Source organism: Bacillus sp. CGMCC 1.60114 (genome assembly GCF_042676365.1).
Classification (GTDB): Bacteria; Bacillota; Bacilli; order Bacillales; family Bacillaceae_G; genus Bacillus_A; species Bacillus_A rhizoplanae_A.
Window position 1 is genome coordinate 106,430 of sequence record NZ_JBHTHG010000117.1, and the last position, 17,800, is coordinate 124,229.

Consider the following 17,800-nt stretch of genomic DNA (forward strand, 5'->3'; position numbering starts at 1 on the left):
TTGTTTTTATTTACCACTTTTTTGGAGTCTCACTTATTTATAATAAGAAAGGAGGAGAGACTATGGAGGAATGGATATCGGTTATTGGCAATGTTGGCTTTCCAATTGTTGTTACACTATACTTACTGCATAGAATTGAAAGTAAGTTAGATAGTGTTATTGTCGCGATTGAGAAGTTACCAAAGCAGATGCAAAGATATGACGCTCCAAAATAAAGTGAAACTTCCCTTAGTGGGGAGCTTCATCCCCCCACCGAGGGTTAGTTGAACCAATCGGGCTTTTACGGGCAGTTATCCCCCACCTATCTTCTTCGCTTTTCTCTAAATCTTGAGGTGGGGTCTTACTGCCCGTTAATGCGGGATAAAGCGAAACTTCCATAAGTAGGGGGCTTATTGTCTAAAAGTAGCGGGATAAAATATGTGATGAAGACGGATTGTGTAGTAAAGGCACAATCCGTTTTATATATCTTTAATAGAAGAAAAATTTTTACTGTGCGGTATAACCACCATCAATGACAACAGCTTGTCCTGTAATGCCTTTTGCCTTTTCACTTGCCAAAAATAAGGCGTAGTCTGAAATTTCTTCCACGCTGAGCAATCTTTTTTGAGGTACAAGCGGGTAAATTACATCTTCTAATACATGTTCAAGTGGAACATTTCTTGTTATCGCTAAGTCTTGAAGCTGATTGCGAACAAGAGGTGTATCAACGTAGCCAGGGCAAAGTGCATTTACTGTAATACCATGCTCGGCAGCTTCTAATGCCGCTACCTTAGTGAGCCCAATTACCCCGTGTTTGGCGCTGTTATATGCAGATTTTCCTGCAAAGCCAACAAGACCATTAATAGAAGCAATATTAATGATGCGTCCATATTTTTGTTTTTTCATAATAGGAAAAGCATGTTTTATCGTAATAAAGGGTGCAATTTGCATAATCTTTATAAGCATTTCAAACTTTTCAGTTGGAAAGTCTTCAATCGGAGAAACATATTGCACACCTGCATTATTAATTAATATATCAAGTGAGCCAAAACGTGTAACTGTTTCAGAAATAGCTTGTACAATCTCTTGTTCTACTGTTACATCACATTGCATTCCAAACACTTTATATCCTTCATTCTGTAATTGTTTCGCTGCCTCTTGTGCTTGGTCCTCTAAACGATCTGTGATCATTACAGTTGCGCCCTCTTTTGCGAAGGCTTTTCCCATTTCGTATCCAATTCCACTTGCAGCACCTGTTAAAAATACAACACGATTTTTAAACATTTTTTATTCCATCTCCTTCGTGAATATAGTTAGCTCCACTGCTCTATTTAGAGAAATAAATATGGAAATCCTTCAATTATTCGGAAAAAATCCTCCTTCGTTGGGTAGGAGTACTTACAACAGTTTTATCAATCTCTGTTATGTTTGTATTTGAAGGGTTAGCAAAACAAAGTCTATATTGGAATATTCTTCAAACGTTTTTGGTGTATGGAAGCTTAGCTTTGCTTTTCCTTTGGTATAGCAAAATGGAAGGTAAAAAGAGTAAAAATTAAAGAGGATTATGTAATGTTTGTTTTTGTAATTTTATTTTTATTATATTCAGGATGGGTATTACAGAAAAAGAAGAACGATTTAAAAATTTTGGTTACTTGTATTTTGGGTTGCATTTTTATTTATAGTGCAGATCTACTGTTAATTTGATAATGATCGTGTGAATATGAAATTTTTTTGTTCTTCTTCTTTCTGTTTTGGTTTTGTAGTTGGATAGGGATTTTAATATTTACAAAGAAAAAGTAACTGCAGCGGTTACTTTTTTTCTTTGCGCAATAAGGGACTTTTTAAAGATAATTCTCTTTGGGTATTTGTTAATAAGCAATCTATTTGCGATTTATGAGGGGGAGGAATGATGTAATGCATAAGATTTGTAGGAGAAGGATGATGCTCGGAACCGTTTGGACATTCGGGATCTGCATTTGTAAGCTTGTCCTGTTCACGGCGCGTGAATAAAATGTGACCAAGTTCATGTGCAAGTGTGTACATGTTCTTACAAGTTGAAGCGGCATTTGTTAATACAATGTAACCTTTAATTTGTTTATTAGTCGATAAAGAATAGGCACAAGCAATAACAGACTGCTCTTGAAAATAATCACTGCCGATATAACAAATATAAATATCACTTTGCGATGCGCGTTCAGCACATTCAGCAAATAAAGAAGTCACCTTTGGTTGTGACTTTAGTGATGACATGTAACTAATTTCACCGTTATGAAAGCGATATGCTTCATCTAATATGCTAATATCATCAATTTTAAACGTAATAGGATGCCAAATATATTCGGAAATTGCAATATCTCTAGCGATCCGGTCTTCATCAATATTCGCTCCAGGAGCAATGTAAACACATATGTTAACGTAAGGACACATATGAGACACCTCAAATATAATAAATTTTTATGACGAGGTAAAAAGCAAATATCTTTATCGTTTGAAAAAAGGAGGAATAAATGTTTTTAATGTATCTACAGTATTTTTTGACCGCATCATGTATGGGGAATATTCTTTATTTGATAAAAGATGCGGCAATATATTATCATCTTTGTTAAGTAGATTTCCAAAATTTGTTAGCATATGAGTAAATTGTTCATCCGTAATCATACCGCTCGTGTGCCAATAGCACATCATCGCATAGGCAATGGAGCTTGTGTCGACGTTTACGTTTACATTAACATGGGAGTTTCCGCTGTTTGAAATATTTGAGCCGTTTTTTGGTAACATGATAAAACCTCCTTACAAAAATAGGCTACGTTTTAGTAGCCTAATCGTATATGTCTCGATTATTGTAATTCTGATTTTGGTAATTTTGATTTGGGTAATTTTGATTTGGGTAATTTTGATTTGGGTAATTTTGATTTGGGTAATTTTGATTTGGGTAATTTTGATTTGGGTAATTTTGATTTGGGTAATTTTGATTTTGGTAATTCTGATTTTGGTAATTTTGATTTTGGTAATTCTGATTTGGGTAATTTTGATTTGGATAATTTTGTGGGGATTGAGCCGCATTACTTAATGCATTTGTTAAAAATGGGAGCAAAGCCGCTAATAGTTGGTTTGTAACATCTGTATTCAACTGTCCTTGTCCTTGTGATTGTCCTTGTGGTTGTCCTTGTGATTGTCCCTGTCCTTGTCCTTGACCCTGTTCCTGTGATTGTCCCTGACCCTGTTCTACATCAGTAGACTGCTGATTCGAAGAAGCTGTTTCAGAATCTAAATCAGAGTCTACATTTAAACTTACGCGGGAATTTCCACTATCTGAAATCTGAGCAACATTGTGATTGTGTGTATGTTTTTTTGTAATTTCTTCTTGTGAGTCAGATCCAGATTCACCAGATCCACCCGATCCACTAGATCCACCAGATTGAGATTCAGATGATTCAGATCGGTTTTCAGTGTATTGGGATTTTCTTCGATAACGATCATAATAATAAAAACACAACAATACCCTCTCCTTTATAAACTATAGAAAATGTCTATATCAATACTTTATGTGAAAATAGAGAATATGCATGGACAAATTAACTATCATTTAATATAGTTTTTTATCATGTCACAACAGAAGTTGATAAGAAATTATTATATTTGCATTAGGGTGATTTGTGGGAAATTACAGTATCAAGGTATGTATATGCAGTGTGCATATTGCAGGATTTTTTTAGCAATGTGATTGTATGGAATGAGATGAGTAGAAACGCAGCAATTATAAGTACTTTCTTTGAAATCATTTGTTCACCTCTTGACTGATGGGATGCATTTTATCCCGCTATTCGCGGGCAGTAAGCCCTTCACCTCAAGATTGAGAAAAAAGCGGAGAAGATAGCTGGGGGATAACTACTGGCATGCGCCCGATTGGGTGGCTTTCCCTTTATTAGCAGCTGTGTGTTAGCCGCGAAAAGAATTGTTTGAAAGAAGTCAGAAAATAGTCACACTTCGACACGTTTATATATTCATTTTTTGTTATAGTAAAAAGAAAAGGGGGAAAAAACATGTATACATTTAAAATTGTTTCAGATCGTGAAGCTATTTATCAATTTGCAAGTTATGCTCAAGTTGTACAAGGGGTAGAAAATGTATATGTGGAAGTAGGTGAACCTTTGTATGAGCGTCCCTTTATGAAGTTTTATGTTCATATCTCTATAAAACAAGAGTATGAACAAGCAAAAGCATTGCGTGAAATTGCACGCTTAGTAGAATTAGGACGTTTTACATACGTACATTATCAAGATGAAGAAATTGAAAGAGCATTTGAAGAAGTAAAATATGAGAGCCGTGTAGGCTAAATAATAGGTAGGAAAGGAGCTAATGCGAATTAGCTTCTTTTTTTGTTTATAAAATATTTTTATATGCATCAAACAAATAAAGAAGGAATTTTGCTATGATAGGAGGGGGAAAAGAAAGGAGAGCTATTTAATGGGGTATATACAGGAATTAAGGGAATTAGTTGGAACAAAACCACTTATTATAGTAGGCGCAGCAATTATTGTTTTAAATGAAAAGAATGAAGTATTATTACAACTCCGTTCTGATACGTATGATTGGGGATTGCCAGGAGGAGCAATGGAGCTAGGCGAAACAATCGAAGAAACAGCGGAGAGAGAATTAAGAGAAGAAACAGGTTTAAAAGCAGATGTCTTACAATTTCTTGGTGTGCTCTCTGGGCAGGAATTATATTATCGTTATCCGCATGGAGATGAAATTTATAATGTAATCAATGTATTCCAAGCACATCATGTATATGGTGAAATAGAATGCGATGAAGAAGGATTGGATATTCAATATTTTCCAATTGATAAGTTGCCGAAATTAAATACAACAACAGAAAAAATTCTTCAAAAATTTTTATTAGCATTAACAGAGTAGAAAGAAGAAGAAACCTTCTTTCTATTTTTATTATATTAAATATTTTGATTTTTTAGTTACTTGATAATATAATAGAAATAGATATGCATCTTATGTTATTCCATCCAAAATTTACTAGGGTACATAGGAGAGGGGAAAGTACACGATGCGCAATGTAGTCATTACAGCTGCAGTTCGTTCACCAATTGGAACATTTGGGGGAGCTTTTAAAAATGTAAAACCGACTGAACTAGTGGTTCCTGTATTGCAGGAAGCTGTAAAAAGAGGCGGTGTTCTGCCGCACGAAGTAGATGAAGTGATTTTAGGTCACTGTATTCAACGAACAGATGAAGCAAATACAGCAAGAACAGCAGCGCTTATGGCGGGATTTCCTGATACAGTTACAGGTTATACAATTCAGCGTCAATGTGCTTCAGGTATGCAGGCATTAATTTCAGCAGCAATGCAAATTCAATTAGGTGTAAGTGATGTTGTTGTTGCAGGTGGAGTAGAAACGATGAGCTCCAGTCCATATGTATTAAAAGAGAACCGCTGGGGACAACGACTACAGCACGGAGAAATTCGTGACATGGTATGGGAAGTGCTAGAAGATCCAATTCATCATATTATGATGGGTGAAACTGCGGAAAATCTTGCTGAGCAATATGAAATTTCTCGTGAAGAACAGGATGAAGTAGCAGTGTTAAGTCATCAACGTGCTCTTCATGCAATCGAAGCGGGTTATTTTGATGAGCAAATTGTACCGATTACGCTAAAGGAACGTAGAAAAGAAACAGTTGTTTCCAAAGATGAACATCCTCGTGCGGATATTACGTTAGAAAAACTTTCAGGTTTAAAAGCAGCTTTTCGTAAGGGTGGAACAGTAACTGCAGGAAACTCATCGGGTATTAATGACGGAAGCGCAGCGTTAGTACTAATGAGTGAAGAAAAAGCGAAAGAAAAAGGGCTGCAACCGTTAGCGAGAATTGTTGGATACTCTATGGCAGGGGTGGATCCTAAAATTATGGGAATCGGTCCAGCACCAGCGATTCGAAAAGGATTAGAAAATGTAAATTGGTCAGTAAATGATGCAGATTTATTTGAAATTAATGAAGCATTTGCTGCACAATATTTAGCAGTAGAAAAAGAATTAGGCTTAAATCGTGAAAAAGTGAATGTAAATGGTAGTGGAATTAGCCTCGGACATCCGATTGGATGTACAGGTGCACGTATTACGGTAAGCTTAATTCATGAATTAAGAAGAAGAGGATTAGAAAAGGGAATTGCTTCTCTTTGCGTCGGTGGCGGTATGGGAGCAGCGTTATTTATAGAGGCATTATAAGAAATAAAACCAGCTAGTGTGTTCACTGGCTGGTTTTATTTATGGATGGAATAGATGATAAAATAGTTTGTAAAAAAGGTTGTTTCCTTTGCAATATAAGAACCTAACTTCATAGTAGATGATATTCCCAAAGTAGTAGAAAAGCTAAGGGCTAAACAATTTATTCCGTTATTCTTGGGCAGTAAGCCCCCCACCTCAAGAGTGAGAGAGAAGCGAAGAAGCTAGGTGGGGGGAACTGCCCGTAAAAGCCCGATTGGTGAGAGCTTTACGGGCAGTGTGGATGAAGAAAATCCCCACTGATGGAAGTTTCACTTTATATTTAGAGAGAAAATTATTAATATAATAGTACATTCAATAATTGCTTCAAAGTATGTAGTAATAGGAGAAAGACAATGAAAATATGGAATGCATTTTGTCTTTTATGCAGTTTTGTTATTGTTTTAAGTGGTTGTGCTCAGCAAGAAAAAGTGAAGCAACCAAAGAAGCAGGCCATCCCAGAAACGAATGAATACGGCGGCATACAATTAACAAAAGTAGGACAAGAGATTAAAGAAAAAAATTGGGGTACTTTAAAATTAGAACAAATCAAATATGTAAATGAAACATTTACAGTTGGAACGATGAAAATCTATGTAGAAAATGTGAGAGTTATTACACTATCAAATATGGAGGCTGAAACAAAAGAGACGCTGAAAATGTATACAAAATTAAGTCCAGAAGAAGTGCAACGTTATTTAGGCAAGACAATGGACCAAGCAGAGGCAGAATGGTATGCATCATTAAGTGGACAAGACATTGGTGATACTGCTAAATATATTGAAATTACATATAAGGTTGAAAATACTGGCGATAAAGAAATGCAGTTCTTTTCTATGAATGATGTAACTGTAAATGAAACACAACAATTTCATGTGCCAACGAAAAACTTCTTATATGCAGAAGATACGCTTGTTGGTACAAAAAGTGTATCGAGAGAGGATTATAGTTCTGGAGAAACAAGAGAAGGATTAATTGGACTTTTACTAAGTGATAATCATGAAAAAGTAAAAACAGTTTCTTTTACAACAGATATACTTGCAACAGGAGATACACATGAGAAAATAGCAGAACCACAAACATTTACCATTTCATTATAATAGTGAAATGGTTTTTCTTCATTGCTAGTAGGACAGGAAATATGTCGTTTTGTAGAGAATTTATACACATATAGCGTTTAGGAGGGAAATGAAAATGAAGAAGGGATGCTACATATGTGGTAATAAAGAAATAGAAAAAGGCACAATGTCACCTTATATAGAAAGTGATGTTGGAAGTTATATTGTGCCGTTTGCAGAAATGACAGCAGAAGTGGAAGTATGTAAGAATTGCGGGGCTGTTATAACGATGAAAAAAGAACATAAAGAGTATAATCAAAGGGGAGAGAAGTAAACGTCATGTATATTGTCAAAGCAAATCTACATGACGCAAAAGAAATTGCACGTGTTCATGTTGATAGTTGGAGAGAAACATATGAAGGCATTATGCCAAAAGAAGTGTTAGATAAAAAATCGTATGAGAAACGAGGAGCGTTGTGGAAACAAATATTACAGAAGTAGCAGTCGCATGTTTATGTTGCAAAAACATGCGACGGGAAAATAGTTGGTTTTGCAGATGGAGGGAAAGAGCGAACGGGTATATATGAGTATGACGGTGAGTTATATGCGATATATATTTTACGGGCATATCAGCGTAACAAACTTGGAAAAAGATTGATAAAAGCAGTGGCAACAGATTTATATAAGAACGGATGTCGTTCTATGCTTGTTTGGGTAGTAGCAAACAATCCGTCTAAATATTTTTATGAAGCATTACAAGCTTCTTTTTTAGATGAGAAAGATATTGAAGAATTAAGCGTAAAAGAAATTGCATACGGTTGGAGAGATATACAAACTCTTTTCATATAATACGAATTTCCGGCAACGGCCTGCTCGTTTTATCACTTCGTGAATATAATGAAGTGAATAGAGTGAAAGGAGAGACAATCCGTGAGAGTGTTCACGGTTTTGGTCGGGTTTATTATAGCCGTTTGCCTGCAAATAGGATTATTATATATGTTACAACGAATTGAGCAACTATCACTTATTCGTCTTCTATATGAAACTGTATATGTAGGGATACTATTTGGAGTAGGAATGGGTATTGCACATTACTTCTATAAACATAAAATCTATATACTTATAGTCGTATTCATCTTTTTATATGGATGTGTATACTATAACTATAATGACAATGTTCAAACCATTTTACAGCTGCATATTGTATCAATTCAACAGGCATTACTGTTATTATTTTGTATTGTGTTTGGAATCATTGTTTATAGAATGTTGTTTTATAAAGAAAATCCAGAGGAAAAGGTCAGATGAAATGTTTCATTTGACCTTTTTAAGATTGTTTTTTATCTTTTGTAAAGTAGGTTTTTACATTCTGTAATTGAACTTGTTTAGGGATACGAAACTCTTGTTTTTGTTCTTCAAATTGTTTTTTTGTATAGGGACCAAATCGGCGGTTATTTTTTAAATCGATAATCCAATAATTTTCTGTTGTTTGATTAGTAACAGAAGCATCAGGATTATTAGGGTCATCTATTTTTTCTGTCTGCTTTGCTAAAATATAGGTGTCGTTCCAGGCGATTTCTACAATTTCTGGTGGAATATATTGAGAGGCATACAAGGCGTCTGTTTTAGGGAAAAGTTCTAGTGCATTACCGGAAACATTAATGAGCTCATATTCATCCCCAACGCTGTAATGGGAGGGATTAAAATTTGTTGTACAACTAGTTAAAAATATGAGAGAGCAAACGATGATAAATCGTTTCAATATGAGCTCCTCCTTTTGAAATGTGATTGATACATATTTTACAGGAAAAGAGAATAAAACACCAATTTATGAGTTGTTTACAACTGTTTTTAGACATGATACGATGGAACAGTTAAAAGGATAGAAAAAAAGGAGTCGACACAACATGAAGCTGAAAATACATCAACCAGCGATTGTTATGAACCGCTTAGGGGCTGCAATTATCGATATGTTTTTCATTTCTGTTTTGTATGGTGCCATTGTTGCAATTACAACAGGAAACTATAAAGCGATTTTAAATCGTTTTAATGTGAGTTCAGGAGACATCCGTTATGACCTTGGGCTTGTATTTTTATTAATGGCGCTTTATTTTGTTGTTCTACCATTTATTTGGAATGGATATACACCAGGGAAAAAAATTACACGTACAAAACTTGTATCGCTTACAAGTGAAAAGTTAACGTTAGGGATATTAATAACGAGGTTTATTGTATTGTTAGTACCGAATATTTTATTGCTCGGAATCCCAGAGATATTTAATGTATATATGATGTTGTTTAGAAGTGATAATAGTGGTTTTCATGATCTTATAGTAAAAACTAAGGTTATGAGTGTTGTGTAGAGAAAGGGAGCAGCTGCTTCTCTTTTTTTTTATTTGAAAAAATTGTTTGTATAATCTGATACAGGGGAAATGTTTCAATATTACAGAGATATTATTAATATCTCATATAAAAAACTAGTCATACTAGCATTAGAGATTTTGTCAGCATAATGGAGGATACGATGGAATTCGATTAAATAGGAACTGAATGAATAAAAATTAACAGGATTTATAAAAATATTTTCATTAAGTATAAATTTTTACAAAATTCGATATTTTTAATTGGTATAATAGAATTTATATAGGACAGGCATCTCCTATATAGTACCCTCCATATTGATGGCGCGTCATGGAAAGACGCGCTCTTTTTATGATTAATAGATTGAAAATTAAGATAATAGTATTACTTACAATAAAGAGTTTATCCCGCTATTTTTGGGCAGTAAGACCCCACCTCAAGATTGAGGGAAAAGTGAAGAGGGTATGTGGGAATAACTGCTGGCATGTGCCCAATTGGACAGGCTTTCCATCTTTGGTGGGCCACTGATGGAAGTTTCACTTTATTTTTTATATAGGGAGGAAGCGAAATGATAGGAGATAGTTTATTGTTTTGGGGAATTCTTATTTTTGTTGGTTTAGTTTTTGACCAGTATAATAGTAAGAAAAAAAAGAAGGCTCGAAAGTAAACGATTACATTATATATCTATCTTTTCCTGCTTGCGGATGCTTCAAAAAAAGGAGTATACTGTATGACGTTGAGACTAACCAGAAGGGGAAATGACGATGAAGCTAGCAGGAAAGGTTGCCGTTGTAACAGGCGGAGGCATCGGCATTGGTCGTAACACAGCTCTTTTGTTGGCAGGGCAAGGTGCAAAGGTAATTGTGACAGATATTGATGAGGAAAATGGACAAGCAACAGTGGAGGAAATTGTGGATTTAGGTGGCGAGGCACTTTTTGTTACTCACGATATGAGTAAGCAAAGTGATTGGCAACATGTTTTAGAAGTTGCAGTTGAAGCCTATAACAGAATTGATATGTTGTTTAATAATGCAGGATTATATAAAATAGATCCGATTTTTTCTCATGAAAAAGAGAACGATTCCAATGCACTTTGCATAAATGACGTCTGGATAGAAATAAAACAGCTGAGGTCATCTTTTATGAAACAGCAAGAAGAAGTGAGATTGAGTGATCTTCCTATTTTTGGTGTTATCAGTACAAAGGAACAGTCACTTCATACAGTAGAATCTTTAGTATAATAAGTTGAAAACCGTCCCCAATTTATATGTGGACGGTTTTTTTTTATCATATTTGGCGAGAAGACCCCCACCTCAAGCTCGAAGCAGATAGGTGGGGGTAGTTCAATTAGCGAATACGTTTTTCTGTTTTTACATCAAAGAAGTGCGCTTTGTTCATATCAAAAGCAAGGTTAATCTGATCACCATGTGTAAAAGTATGTCTTGCATCAACTCGAGCTGCAAAATCTTGATTTCCAAGTTTCATATATAAAATAGATTCTGCACCTAATAGTTCAGCAACATCGATTTGGGTTGTAAATGTTGTACCTTCGGAAGCTTCTAAAAATAAAAGTTCATCATGAATATCTTCTGGGCGAATGCCTAAAATAATTTCTTGGTTAATGTAACCATGTTCATCCAGTAGTTTCATTTTTCCTTCTGGCACTTTAATTTTTACTTTATTGTCTATTACAAAATGATTTTCTATTAACTGGCCACGGAAAAAGTTCATCGCAGGAGAGCCAATAAATCCGCCAACGAAAACATTTTCTGGTGTTTCATATACTTCTTTTGGTGTTCCGATTTGTTGTATTTTTCCATCTTTCATAACGACAAGGCGCGATGCCATCGTCATAGCTTCTGTTTGATCATGTGTTACATAAATGGTTGTTGTTCCAAGTTTTTGATGAAGCTTAGAAATCTCAGAGCGCATCGATACACGTAATTTTGCATCGAGGTTAGATAAAGGTTCGTCCATTAAGAAGACTTTTGCATCACGGACAATGGCACGTCCTAAAGCGACACGTTGTCGTTGTCCACCAGATAATGCTTTTGGTTTTCGATTTAAATATTCTTCGAGCCCTAAAATACGGGCTGCGTCTTTCACTCGGAGATCAATTTCGTCTTTTGGTATTTTGCGAAGTTTTAAGCCGAATGCCATATTATCGTAAACGCTCATATGTGGATAAAGAGCATAGTTTTGAAAGACCATTGCAATGTCACGATCTTTTGGAGGAACATCATTCATTACCTTGCCATCAATTGAGAATTCTCCTTTGGAAATATCCTCCAAACCAGCGACCATTCGTAATGTTGTTGATTTTCCACATCCAGATGGACCAACAAATACAATAAATTCTTTATCTTGTATGTGTAAATTGAAGTCTGTGACTGCTGTTACATTGTTATCATATATTTTATAAATGTTTTCTAATTTTAGTTCTGCCATGACTTTTCCCCCTAGCAAAAAAGTGTGCAAACGTTTTCTTTGGTTTTATTATAAATGAATGCATAAAAAAAAGAAATAAAAAATTAAAACGTTTTCATAAATTTAAGGAAGTGTATACATAAATGATGTGTTTGTAATATTAAAAGAGCTCTAACTTTATTTTTTAAATAACACAAAAAAATGTAAGCATTGTTTTCATTTTATTTAAAATCTGTTATCATTCACTAATGAAAACGTTTGCGCCTGTTTTGCGATTAAATAATGAAATGGGGTAGCATGATGGAGAAACAGTGGTGGAAAGAAAGTGTTGTATATCAAATTTATCCGCGTAGCTTTATGGATAGTAATGGTGATGGAGTTGGTGATCTTCGCGGAATTATTTCAAAGCTTGATTATTTACAAGAACTAGGGATAGATGTAATTTGGTTATCACCAGTTTATGAATCTCCAAACGATGATAATGGTTATGATATTAGTAATTACCGTAAGATTATGCATGAGTTTGGGACGATGAACGATTGGGATGAATTGTTAGATGAAATGCATAAACGTAATATGAAATTAATGATGGACTTAGTTGTTAATCATACTTCAGATGAACATAATTGGTTTGTTGAATCTCGGAAGTCAAAGGATAATCCATATCGAGATTACTATATTTGGCGTAAAGGAAAAAACGGAAAAGAGCCAAATAACTGGGGAGCTGCTTTTAGTGGGTCTGCTTGGCAGTATGATGAAACAACAGATGAATATTACTTACATTTATTTTCAAAAAAGCAACCAGATTTAAATTGGGATAATGGACATGTACGAAAAGAGATTTATGAGATGATGAAATTTTGGCTGGAAAAAGGGATTGACGGCTTTCGTATGGATGTCATTAACTTTATTTCAAAAGTAGAGGGATTACCAGCTGTGAATACAGAAGCAGAGGGATATGTATCGGGTCATCAATATTTTATGAATGGACCTAATATTCATACGTATTTACATGAAATGAATCAAGAAGTGTTATCTCAATATGATATTATGACAGTTGGTGAAATGCCCGGTGTAACAACGGAAGAGGCGAAACTTTACACTGCTGAAGATCGTCAGGAATTACAAATGGTATTTCAGTTTGAACATATGGATTTAGATTCTGGAGAAAATGGTAAATGGGATGTAAAGCCATGTCCGCTTGTTACATTAAAGGAGAATTTAACAAAGTGGCAAAAAGCATTAGAACATACAGGATGGAATAGTTTGTATTGGAACAATCATGATCAGCCGCGTGTTGTCTCTCGCTTTGGTAATGATAAAACGTATCGTATTCCGTCAGCGAAAATGTTAGCGACGGTACTTCATATGATGAAGGGAACTCCTTATATTTATCAAGGTGAAGAAATTGGAATGACAAATGTCCAATTTGCTTCAATTGATGAGTACCGTGATATTGAAACGCTGAATATGTATCGTGAAAAAGTAATTGAACGTGGTGAAAATCATGAAATAGTGATGCAATCTATTTATACTAAAGGACGCGATAATGCTCGGACACCGATGCAATGGGAAGACAGTGAACATGCTGGATTTACAGCAGGGAAGCCGTGGATTCAAGTAAATCCTAATTATAAAGAAATTAATGCGAAGCAGGCATTACATGATCCAAATTCTATTTTTCATTATTATAAGAAATTGATTGAACTTCGTAAAAAGTACGAAATAATTGTGTATGGTACATATGATTTAATTCTAGAAGACCATCCATCTATTTTTGCTTATGTAAGAACATGGAAAGGTGAGAAATTACTTGTCATTGCAAACTTTACTGAGGATTCATGTGTATTTGAATTACCGGAAGAGATAGCATACAGGAATGTAGAGTTATTGATACACAATTATGATGTGCAGAATGAATCAATTGAAAATATTATTTTACAGCCTTATGAAACGCGGGTGTATAAATTGAAATGAGAAATATGTAAGTAGACAATAGAGAGGCCTTGAGACGGGTCTCTCTATTGTCTTGTTTAAAATGGAGAGGAATATGCTGGTACATACAAATGATACATTGGATTATAAATTACGTTCTACAAGATTTTTTATTTTCCAATACAGTAAAACTCCCATCAGTGGGGTTTTTCCTCATCCGCCATTGATGGAAAGCCTCGCCAATCGGGTGCATGCCAGAAGTTATCCTCCACCTATCTTCTTCGCCTTTCTCTCAATTTTGAGGTGGTGGGTGTCTGCTGCCCAAGAATAGCGGGATAAAAAGTTGTAGAACGTGATAGAATCGTTAGAATGATTGCTGCGTCTTAAATAAAGTAAAAACCTTGTTTTCTATACAAGGCTTTTATGCTTTACCATGTTAAAATGGAAAATCCATATGGCGGAAGTGTAACCAGTAATGAATTTGTTTCAGCGGAAAACTCTTCTTTTGTGTACAGATTTACAATTTTTTTACCACCAATATTAAAAGGTATCGGAGCTGTAATTTCATTATTGGTTGGATTTAAAACAAATAATATTGTTTCTTTTCCGTACGTTTTTATATAAGAAATATAATTGTGTTTGTTATTGGCTTCAATCCACTGAAATGAACCGTGTCCACCAAAGGCCTTATATTGTTTTCGAAGTGAAATTAATGTTTGTATATGCTGAAATAATTCTTTATCTTGTTTATCTTCATCCCAGATCATACATTTTCGGCAACCTGGGTCTATCCCCCCATCCATTCCAATTTCATCACCGTAATAAATACATGGCGAACCGATGAAAGAGAGTTGGAATACATAGAGTAATTTTACTTTTTCTTTACTGCCTTTACAGGTTGCTAAAATTCGTGGTGTATCGTGGCTGTCTAATAGATGAAAAGCAGCTTCGTTTACATTCATAGAATATGAATGGAGAGATTCGGTAATTTGGTACATAAATTCATTTGCCCGAATGGTCTCATTTGCAAAATAAGACAGAAGAGCATTTGTAACAGGATAACTCATAACGGCATCAAATTGATCGCCTTGTAGCCATGGAAGGGCGTCATGCCAAATTTCGCCTAAAATGTAGACATCAGGATTGATCGCCTTTACTTCACTGCGGAATTCACGCCAAAAGCTATGATCGACTTCATTAGCAACATCAAGTCGCCACCCGTCAATGTGAAACTCTCGCACCCAATAACGTCCTACTTCTAGTAAGTATTCTTTTACAGCTGGATGAGAGGTATTTAGTTTTGGCATATACGGTGTAAAAGCAAATGTATCATAATTAGCCAAAGGTTCTGTTACAATTGGAAATTCATGAATGTGAAACCAGTCTTTGTAGGAAGAGTTTTCTCCTTTTTCAAGAACATCTTGGAATTTATCAAAAAAGTATCCACTATGATTAAAAACGGCATCTAGCATAATTTTTATACCGCGTTGATGACATGCTTCCACAAGCTTCAGAAATGTTTCTTTCGTTCCAAATTGAGGATCGATTTCCATATAGTCAATCGTGTCATATTTATGATTAGAATGTGCCGTAAAGATTGGAGTGAAGTAAATGCCGGAAATACCAAGTTCTACAAGGTAATCAAGGTGATTCATAATGCCGGCGAAATCCCCGCCAAAAAAGTTTGTTGCAGTTGGATCTGTACTGCCCCAAGGAAGAGTGTTTTCTGGACTACATGTACAATCTCCATTAGCGAATCGTTCTGGAAAAATTTGGTACCATACTGTATCTTTCACCCATGGGGGAGCCGTAAAAACATCCTTTTCATGTATAAATGGAAAGCAAAAGTAATAGCCGACGTCGTCAGTTGGTGCTTCAGAGAAAAAGCCTCTTTCTGTATAAACGATAGCTTCAGTACTGCTTTTCAGTTCGAATCCGTATCGTAAGCGCTTAAATTTTGGTTCAATTGATACAAACCAATAATCAAATAAATCCGTCGAGCCACTCTTTTTCATTGGCATTTTTTTTGATACCCATTTTCCCTCTTGCCATTCATATGGATCACCATGAATGAAGGATGCTACATCTACGTCATTTTTTTTCGTACGTAGCCGAATATGAATTGTTTTTTCATTGTAAGCGTATGCGTAATTATCTTTTGGTCTATGGTATATTGCTTCTTTCAACATATAAAAATCCCCCTTTACTAGTTCTTTAAATAAGGATATATTGCAAACGATTGCTTTTTATATAATTTTAATATTGCTTATAAGGGTAGTACGCATTCCATATAAAGTCAATGAATATAAAGAATAACTGCATAAATTTTTTGAAAAATAATTATTTGCAAAACATATAAAAGTATGTATAATAATAGACAAATAGCGCAAACGTTTTCATAGATTGGGAAGTTGTTTGTGCTTCTATTAAACTATTAGTTGCAAACGTTTTCATTAGTTAGAGTACTATATACATAATTTGGGGAGGTATTAAGGGATGAAGAAAAAAGCGTTATCTTTATTAACAGTTTCAGCTTTGGCAATCGGTATGTTATCGGCATGCGGACCGAAAGATTCAGGGAAAAAGGAAGCGAGCAAGGAGAAAAAAGATTATGATCTTCTTGTTTGGGAAGATCAGAAAAAAGGTGTTGGCTTAGACCCAGCCGTAAAAAGTTTTGAAAAGAAATATAATGTAAAAGTAAAAGTTGTCGAGATTCAGATGACAGAACAAGTAAAAAAACTTCGTCTTGATGGTCCAGCTGGTACAGGGCCAGACGTTGTAACATTACCGCATGATCAAATTGGGGATGCAGCAACAGAGGGATTACTTTCTGAGATAAAAGTGGATGATTCTGTTAAAAATAGATTTACTGATTTGTCACTAAAAGCGCAAACATATGATGGGAAATTATATGGTTTACCGAAAGCGATTGAAACACCTGTATTCATTTACAATAAAAAATTAATGCCAAAAGCACCAGAAACGATGGATGAACTATTTAATTTCTCAAAAGGATTTACGAAGGACGGGAAATATGGATTTTTAGCATTAGGAGATAACTTCTATTTTGCGAATGCATTTATGGCTGGTATGGGCGGTTATGTATTTGGTGAGAAAGACGGACAACCAAATGTAACTGATATTGGATTAAATAATAGCGGTGCAGTACAAGGTGCAGAATATATTCAAAAATGGTATAAAGAAAAACTATTTCCAGAAGGAATTATCGGTGAGTCTGGCGGACCAGCTGCAGACGGATTATTTAATGAAGGAAAAGCTGCTTCTATTATGAATGGTCCATGGGCATTCCAGGCGATGGAAAAAGCAGGAATTGATTATGGTGTAGCTCCAATGCCAAAATTACCAAATGGTCAGCCGATGAAAACATTTGTTGGTGTAAAAGGATGGCATGTAACAAGCTTCTCAAAAAATAAAGATCTAGCAACAAAATTCACTGATTGGGTGACAAATGAAGAAAATGCAAAGATTCGTTTTGAAAAAACAAAAGAAATTCCACCAGTGAAATCAGTTATGGAAGACCCAATTATTAAAAATAACGAAGCTGCAAAAGCAGTAGTGGCACAAGCAGAAAATGGTATTCCAATGCCGAATATTCCAGAAATGCAAGAAGTTTGGAAACCAGCTGGTGATGCGCTGCAATTAATTGTAACAGGTAAACAAGAACCAAAAGCGGCACTTGATGAGGCTGTGAAACAAATTAAAGGAAACATTGAAGCAAATCATAGTAAGAAAAAATAATATAGAA

Annotated in this window: 19 protein-coding genes and 1 pseudogene; 13 read left to right on the plus strand and 7 right to left on the minus strand. The window is 35.1% G+C overall.

Going from position 1 to position 17,800, the window contains the following annotated elements:
- Window positions 1–62 precede the first annotated feature (62 nt).
- A complete protein-coding gene (locus ACFQZ1_RS19110) occupies window positions 63–215 on the plus strand; it encodes a YvrJ family protein (protein ID WP_377883775.1) in 153 nt (50 codons plus the stop codon).
- A 271-nt stretch (window positions 216–486) separates the two neighbouring features.
- Here the strand turns inward: ACFQZ1_RS19110 and ACFQZ1_RS19115 are convergent, their stop codons facing one another.
- From ACFQZ1_RS19115 to ACFQZ1_RS19130, 4 genes are all read right to left on the minus strand, one after another.
- On the minus strand, window positions 487–1,263 hold the full coding sequence (locus ACFQZ1_RS19115) for a 3-hydroxybutyrate dehydrogenase (protein WP_377883776.1): 777 nt from the start codon (window positions 1,261–1,263) through the stop codon (window positions 487–489).
- A gap of 525 nt (window positions 1,264–1,788) precedes the next feature.
- Window positions 1,789–2,406, minus strand: a complete 618-nt coding sequence (locus ACFQZ1_RS19120) for an ImmA/IrrE family metallo-endopeptidase (protein ID WP_377883777.1) — start codon at window positions 2,404–2,406, stop codon at window positions 1,789–1,791.
- A gap of 54 nt (window positions 2,407–2,460) precedes the next feature.
- A complete protein-coding gene (locus ACFQZ1_RS19125; RefSeq protein ID WP_377883778.1) occupies window positions 2,461–2,757 on the minus strand; it encodes a hypothetical protein in 297 nt (98 codons plus the stop codon).
- Between the two features lie 40 nt (window positions 2,758–2,797).
- Window positions 2,798–3,475, minus strand: a complete 678-nt coding sequence (locus ACFQZ1_RS19130) for a hypothetical protein (RefSeq protein ID WP_377883779.1) — start codon at window positions 3,473–3,475, stop codon at window positions 2,798–2,800.
- 547 nt (window positions 3,476–4,022) lie between these two features.
- Between ACFQZ1_RS19130 and ACFQZ1_RS19135 the strand changes: the two genes are divergently transcribed.
- The 7 genes and pseudogenes from ACFQZ1_RS19135 to ACFQZ1_RS19165 all read left to right on the plus strand — a co-directional run bounded on the left by ACFQZ1_RS19135 (window position 4,023) and on the right by ACFQZ1_RS19165 (window position 8,619).
- Complete coding sequence (locus tag ACFQZ1_RS19135) at window positions 4,023–4,316, plus strand: DUF3928 family protein (RefSeq protein ID WP_377883780.1); 294 nt, start codon at window positions 4,023–4,025, stop codon at window positions 4,314–4,316.
- A 130-nt stretch (window positions 4,317–4,446) separates the two neighbouring features.
- Window positions 4,447–4,896, plus strand: a complete 450-nt coding sequence (locus ACFQZ1_RS19140) for an NUDIX hydrolase (protein WP_377883781.1) — start codon at window positions 4,447–4,449, stop codon at window positions 4,894–4,896.
- A 145-nt stretch (window positions 4,897–5,041) separates the two neighbouring features.
- The gene (locus ACFQZ1_RS19145; protein ID WP_377883782.1) at window positions 5,042–6,217 is read left to right on the plus strand and encodes an acetyl-CoA C-acetyltransferase; all 1,176 of its coding nucleotides are present in this window, start codon (window positions 5,042–5,044) and stop codon (window positions 6,215–6,217) included.
- Between the two features lie 392 nt (window positions 6,218–6,609).
- The gene (locus tag ACFQZ1_RS19150) at window positions 6,610–7,353 is read left to right on the plus strand and encodes a hypothetical protein (RefSeq protein WP_377883783.1); all 744 of its coding nucleotides are present in this window, start codon (window positions 6,610–6,612) and stop codon (window positions 7,351–7,353) included.
- 94 nt (window positions 7,354–7,447) lie between these two features.
- Window positions 7,448–7,645 carry a hypothetical protein gene (locus ACFQZ1_RS19155; protein ID WP_377883784.1) on the plus strand — a complete coding sequence of 66 codons (198 nt, stop codon included), beginning with the start codon at window positions 7,448–7,450 and terminating at the stop codon, window positions 7,643–7,645.
- A gap of 5 nt (window positions 7,646–7,650) precedes the next feature.
- Window positions 7,651–8,160, plus strand: a pseudogene (locus ACFQZ1_RS19160) (N-acetyltransferase family protein).
- 81 nt (window positions 8,161–8,241) lie between these two features.
- Window positions 8,242–8,619 (plus strand): hypothetical protein, encoded by a 378-nt coding sequence (locus ACFQZ1_RS19165; protein ID WP_377883785.1) that lies wholly within the window; start codon window positions 8,242–8,244, stop codon window positions 8,617–8,619.
- Window positions 8,620–8,638: 19 nt separating this feature from the next.
- Here the strand turns inward: ACFQZ1_RS19165 and ACFQZ1_RS19170 are convergent, their stop codons facing one another.
- Complete coding sequence (locus ACFQZ1_RS19170; RefSeq protein WP_377883786.1) at window positions 8,639–9,073, minus strand: DUF3997 domain-containing protein; 435 nt, start codon at window positions 9,071–9,073, stop codon at window positions 8,639–8,641.
- A 145-nt stretch (window positions 9,074–9,218) separates the two neighbouring features.
- On the opposite strand from ACFQZ1_RS19170, the gene ACFQZ1_RS19175 reads away from it, so the two are divergent.
- From ACFQZ1_RS19175 to ACFQZ1_RS19185, 3 genes are all read left to right on the plus strand, one after another.
- The gene (locus tag ACFQZ1_RS19175) at window positions 9,219–9,674 is read left to right on the plus strand and encodes an RDD family protein (protein ID WP_377883787.1); all 456 of its coding nucleotides are present in this window, start codon (window positions 9,219–9,221) and stop codon (window positions 9,672–9,674) included.
- 566 nt (window positions 9,675–10,240) lie between these two features.
- Complete coding sequence (locus tag ACFQZ1_RS19180) at window positions 10,241–10,339, plus strand: flagellar motor protein (protein WP_377883788.1); 99 nt, start codon at window positions 10,241–10,243, stop codon at window positions 10,337–10,339.
- A 97-nt stretch (window positions 10,340–10,436) separates the two neighbouring features.
- Entirely contained in the window at window positions 10,437–10,913 is a 477-nt protein-coding gene (locus ACFQZ1_RS19185; protein ID WP_377883789.1) for an SDR family NAD(P)-dependent oxidoreductase, read from the plus strand.
- Between the two features lie 106 nt (window positions 10,914–11,019).
- Here the strand turns inward: ACFQZ1_RS19185 and ACFQZ1_RS19190 are convergent, their stop codons facing one another.
- Complete coding sequence (locus ACFQZ1_RS19190; RefSeq protein WP_377883790.1) at window positions 11,020–12,120, minus strand: ABC transporter ATP-binding protein; 1,101 nt, start codon at window positions 12,118–12,120, stop codon at window positions 11,020–11,022.
- Between the two features lie 279 nt (window positions 12,121–12,399).
- Between ACFQZ1_RS19190 and ACFQZ1_RS19195 the strand changes: the two genes are divergently transcribed.
- Window positions 12,400–14,076, plus strand: a complete 1,677-nt coding sequence (locus ACFQZ1_RS19195; protein ID WP_377883791.1) for a glycoside hydrolase family 13 protein — start codon at window positions 12,400–12,402, stop codon at window positions 14,074–14,076.
- A 386-nt stretch (window positions 14,077–14,462) separates the two neighbouring features.
- Here ACFQZ1_RS19195 and ACFQZ1_RS19200 read toward each other — a convergent pair whose 3' ends face one another.
- On the minus strand, window positions 14,463–16,223 hold the full coding sequence (locus ACFQZ1_RS19200) for an alpha-glycosidase (RefSeq protein WP_377883792.1): 1,761 nt from the start codon (window positions 16,221–16,223) through the stop codon (window positions 14,463–14,465).
- Between the two features lie 307 nt (window positions 16,224–16,530).
- Here ACFQZ1_RS19200 and ACFQZ1_RS19205 point away from each other — a divergent pair, with 307 nt between their 5' ends.
- Window positions 16,531–17,793 carry a sugar ABC transporter substrate-binding protein gene (locus tag ACFQZ1_RS19205; protein ID WP_377883793.1) on the plus strand — a complete coding sequence of 421 codons (1,263 nt, stop codon included), beginning with the start codon at window positions 16,531–16,533 and terminating at the stop codon, window positions 17,791–17,793.
- Window positions 17,794–17,800: the final 7 nt, after the last annotated feature.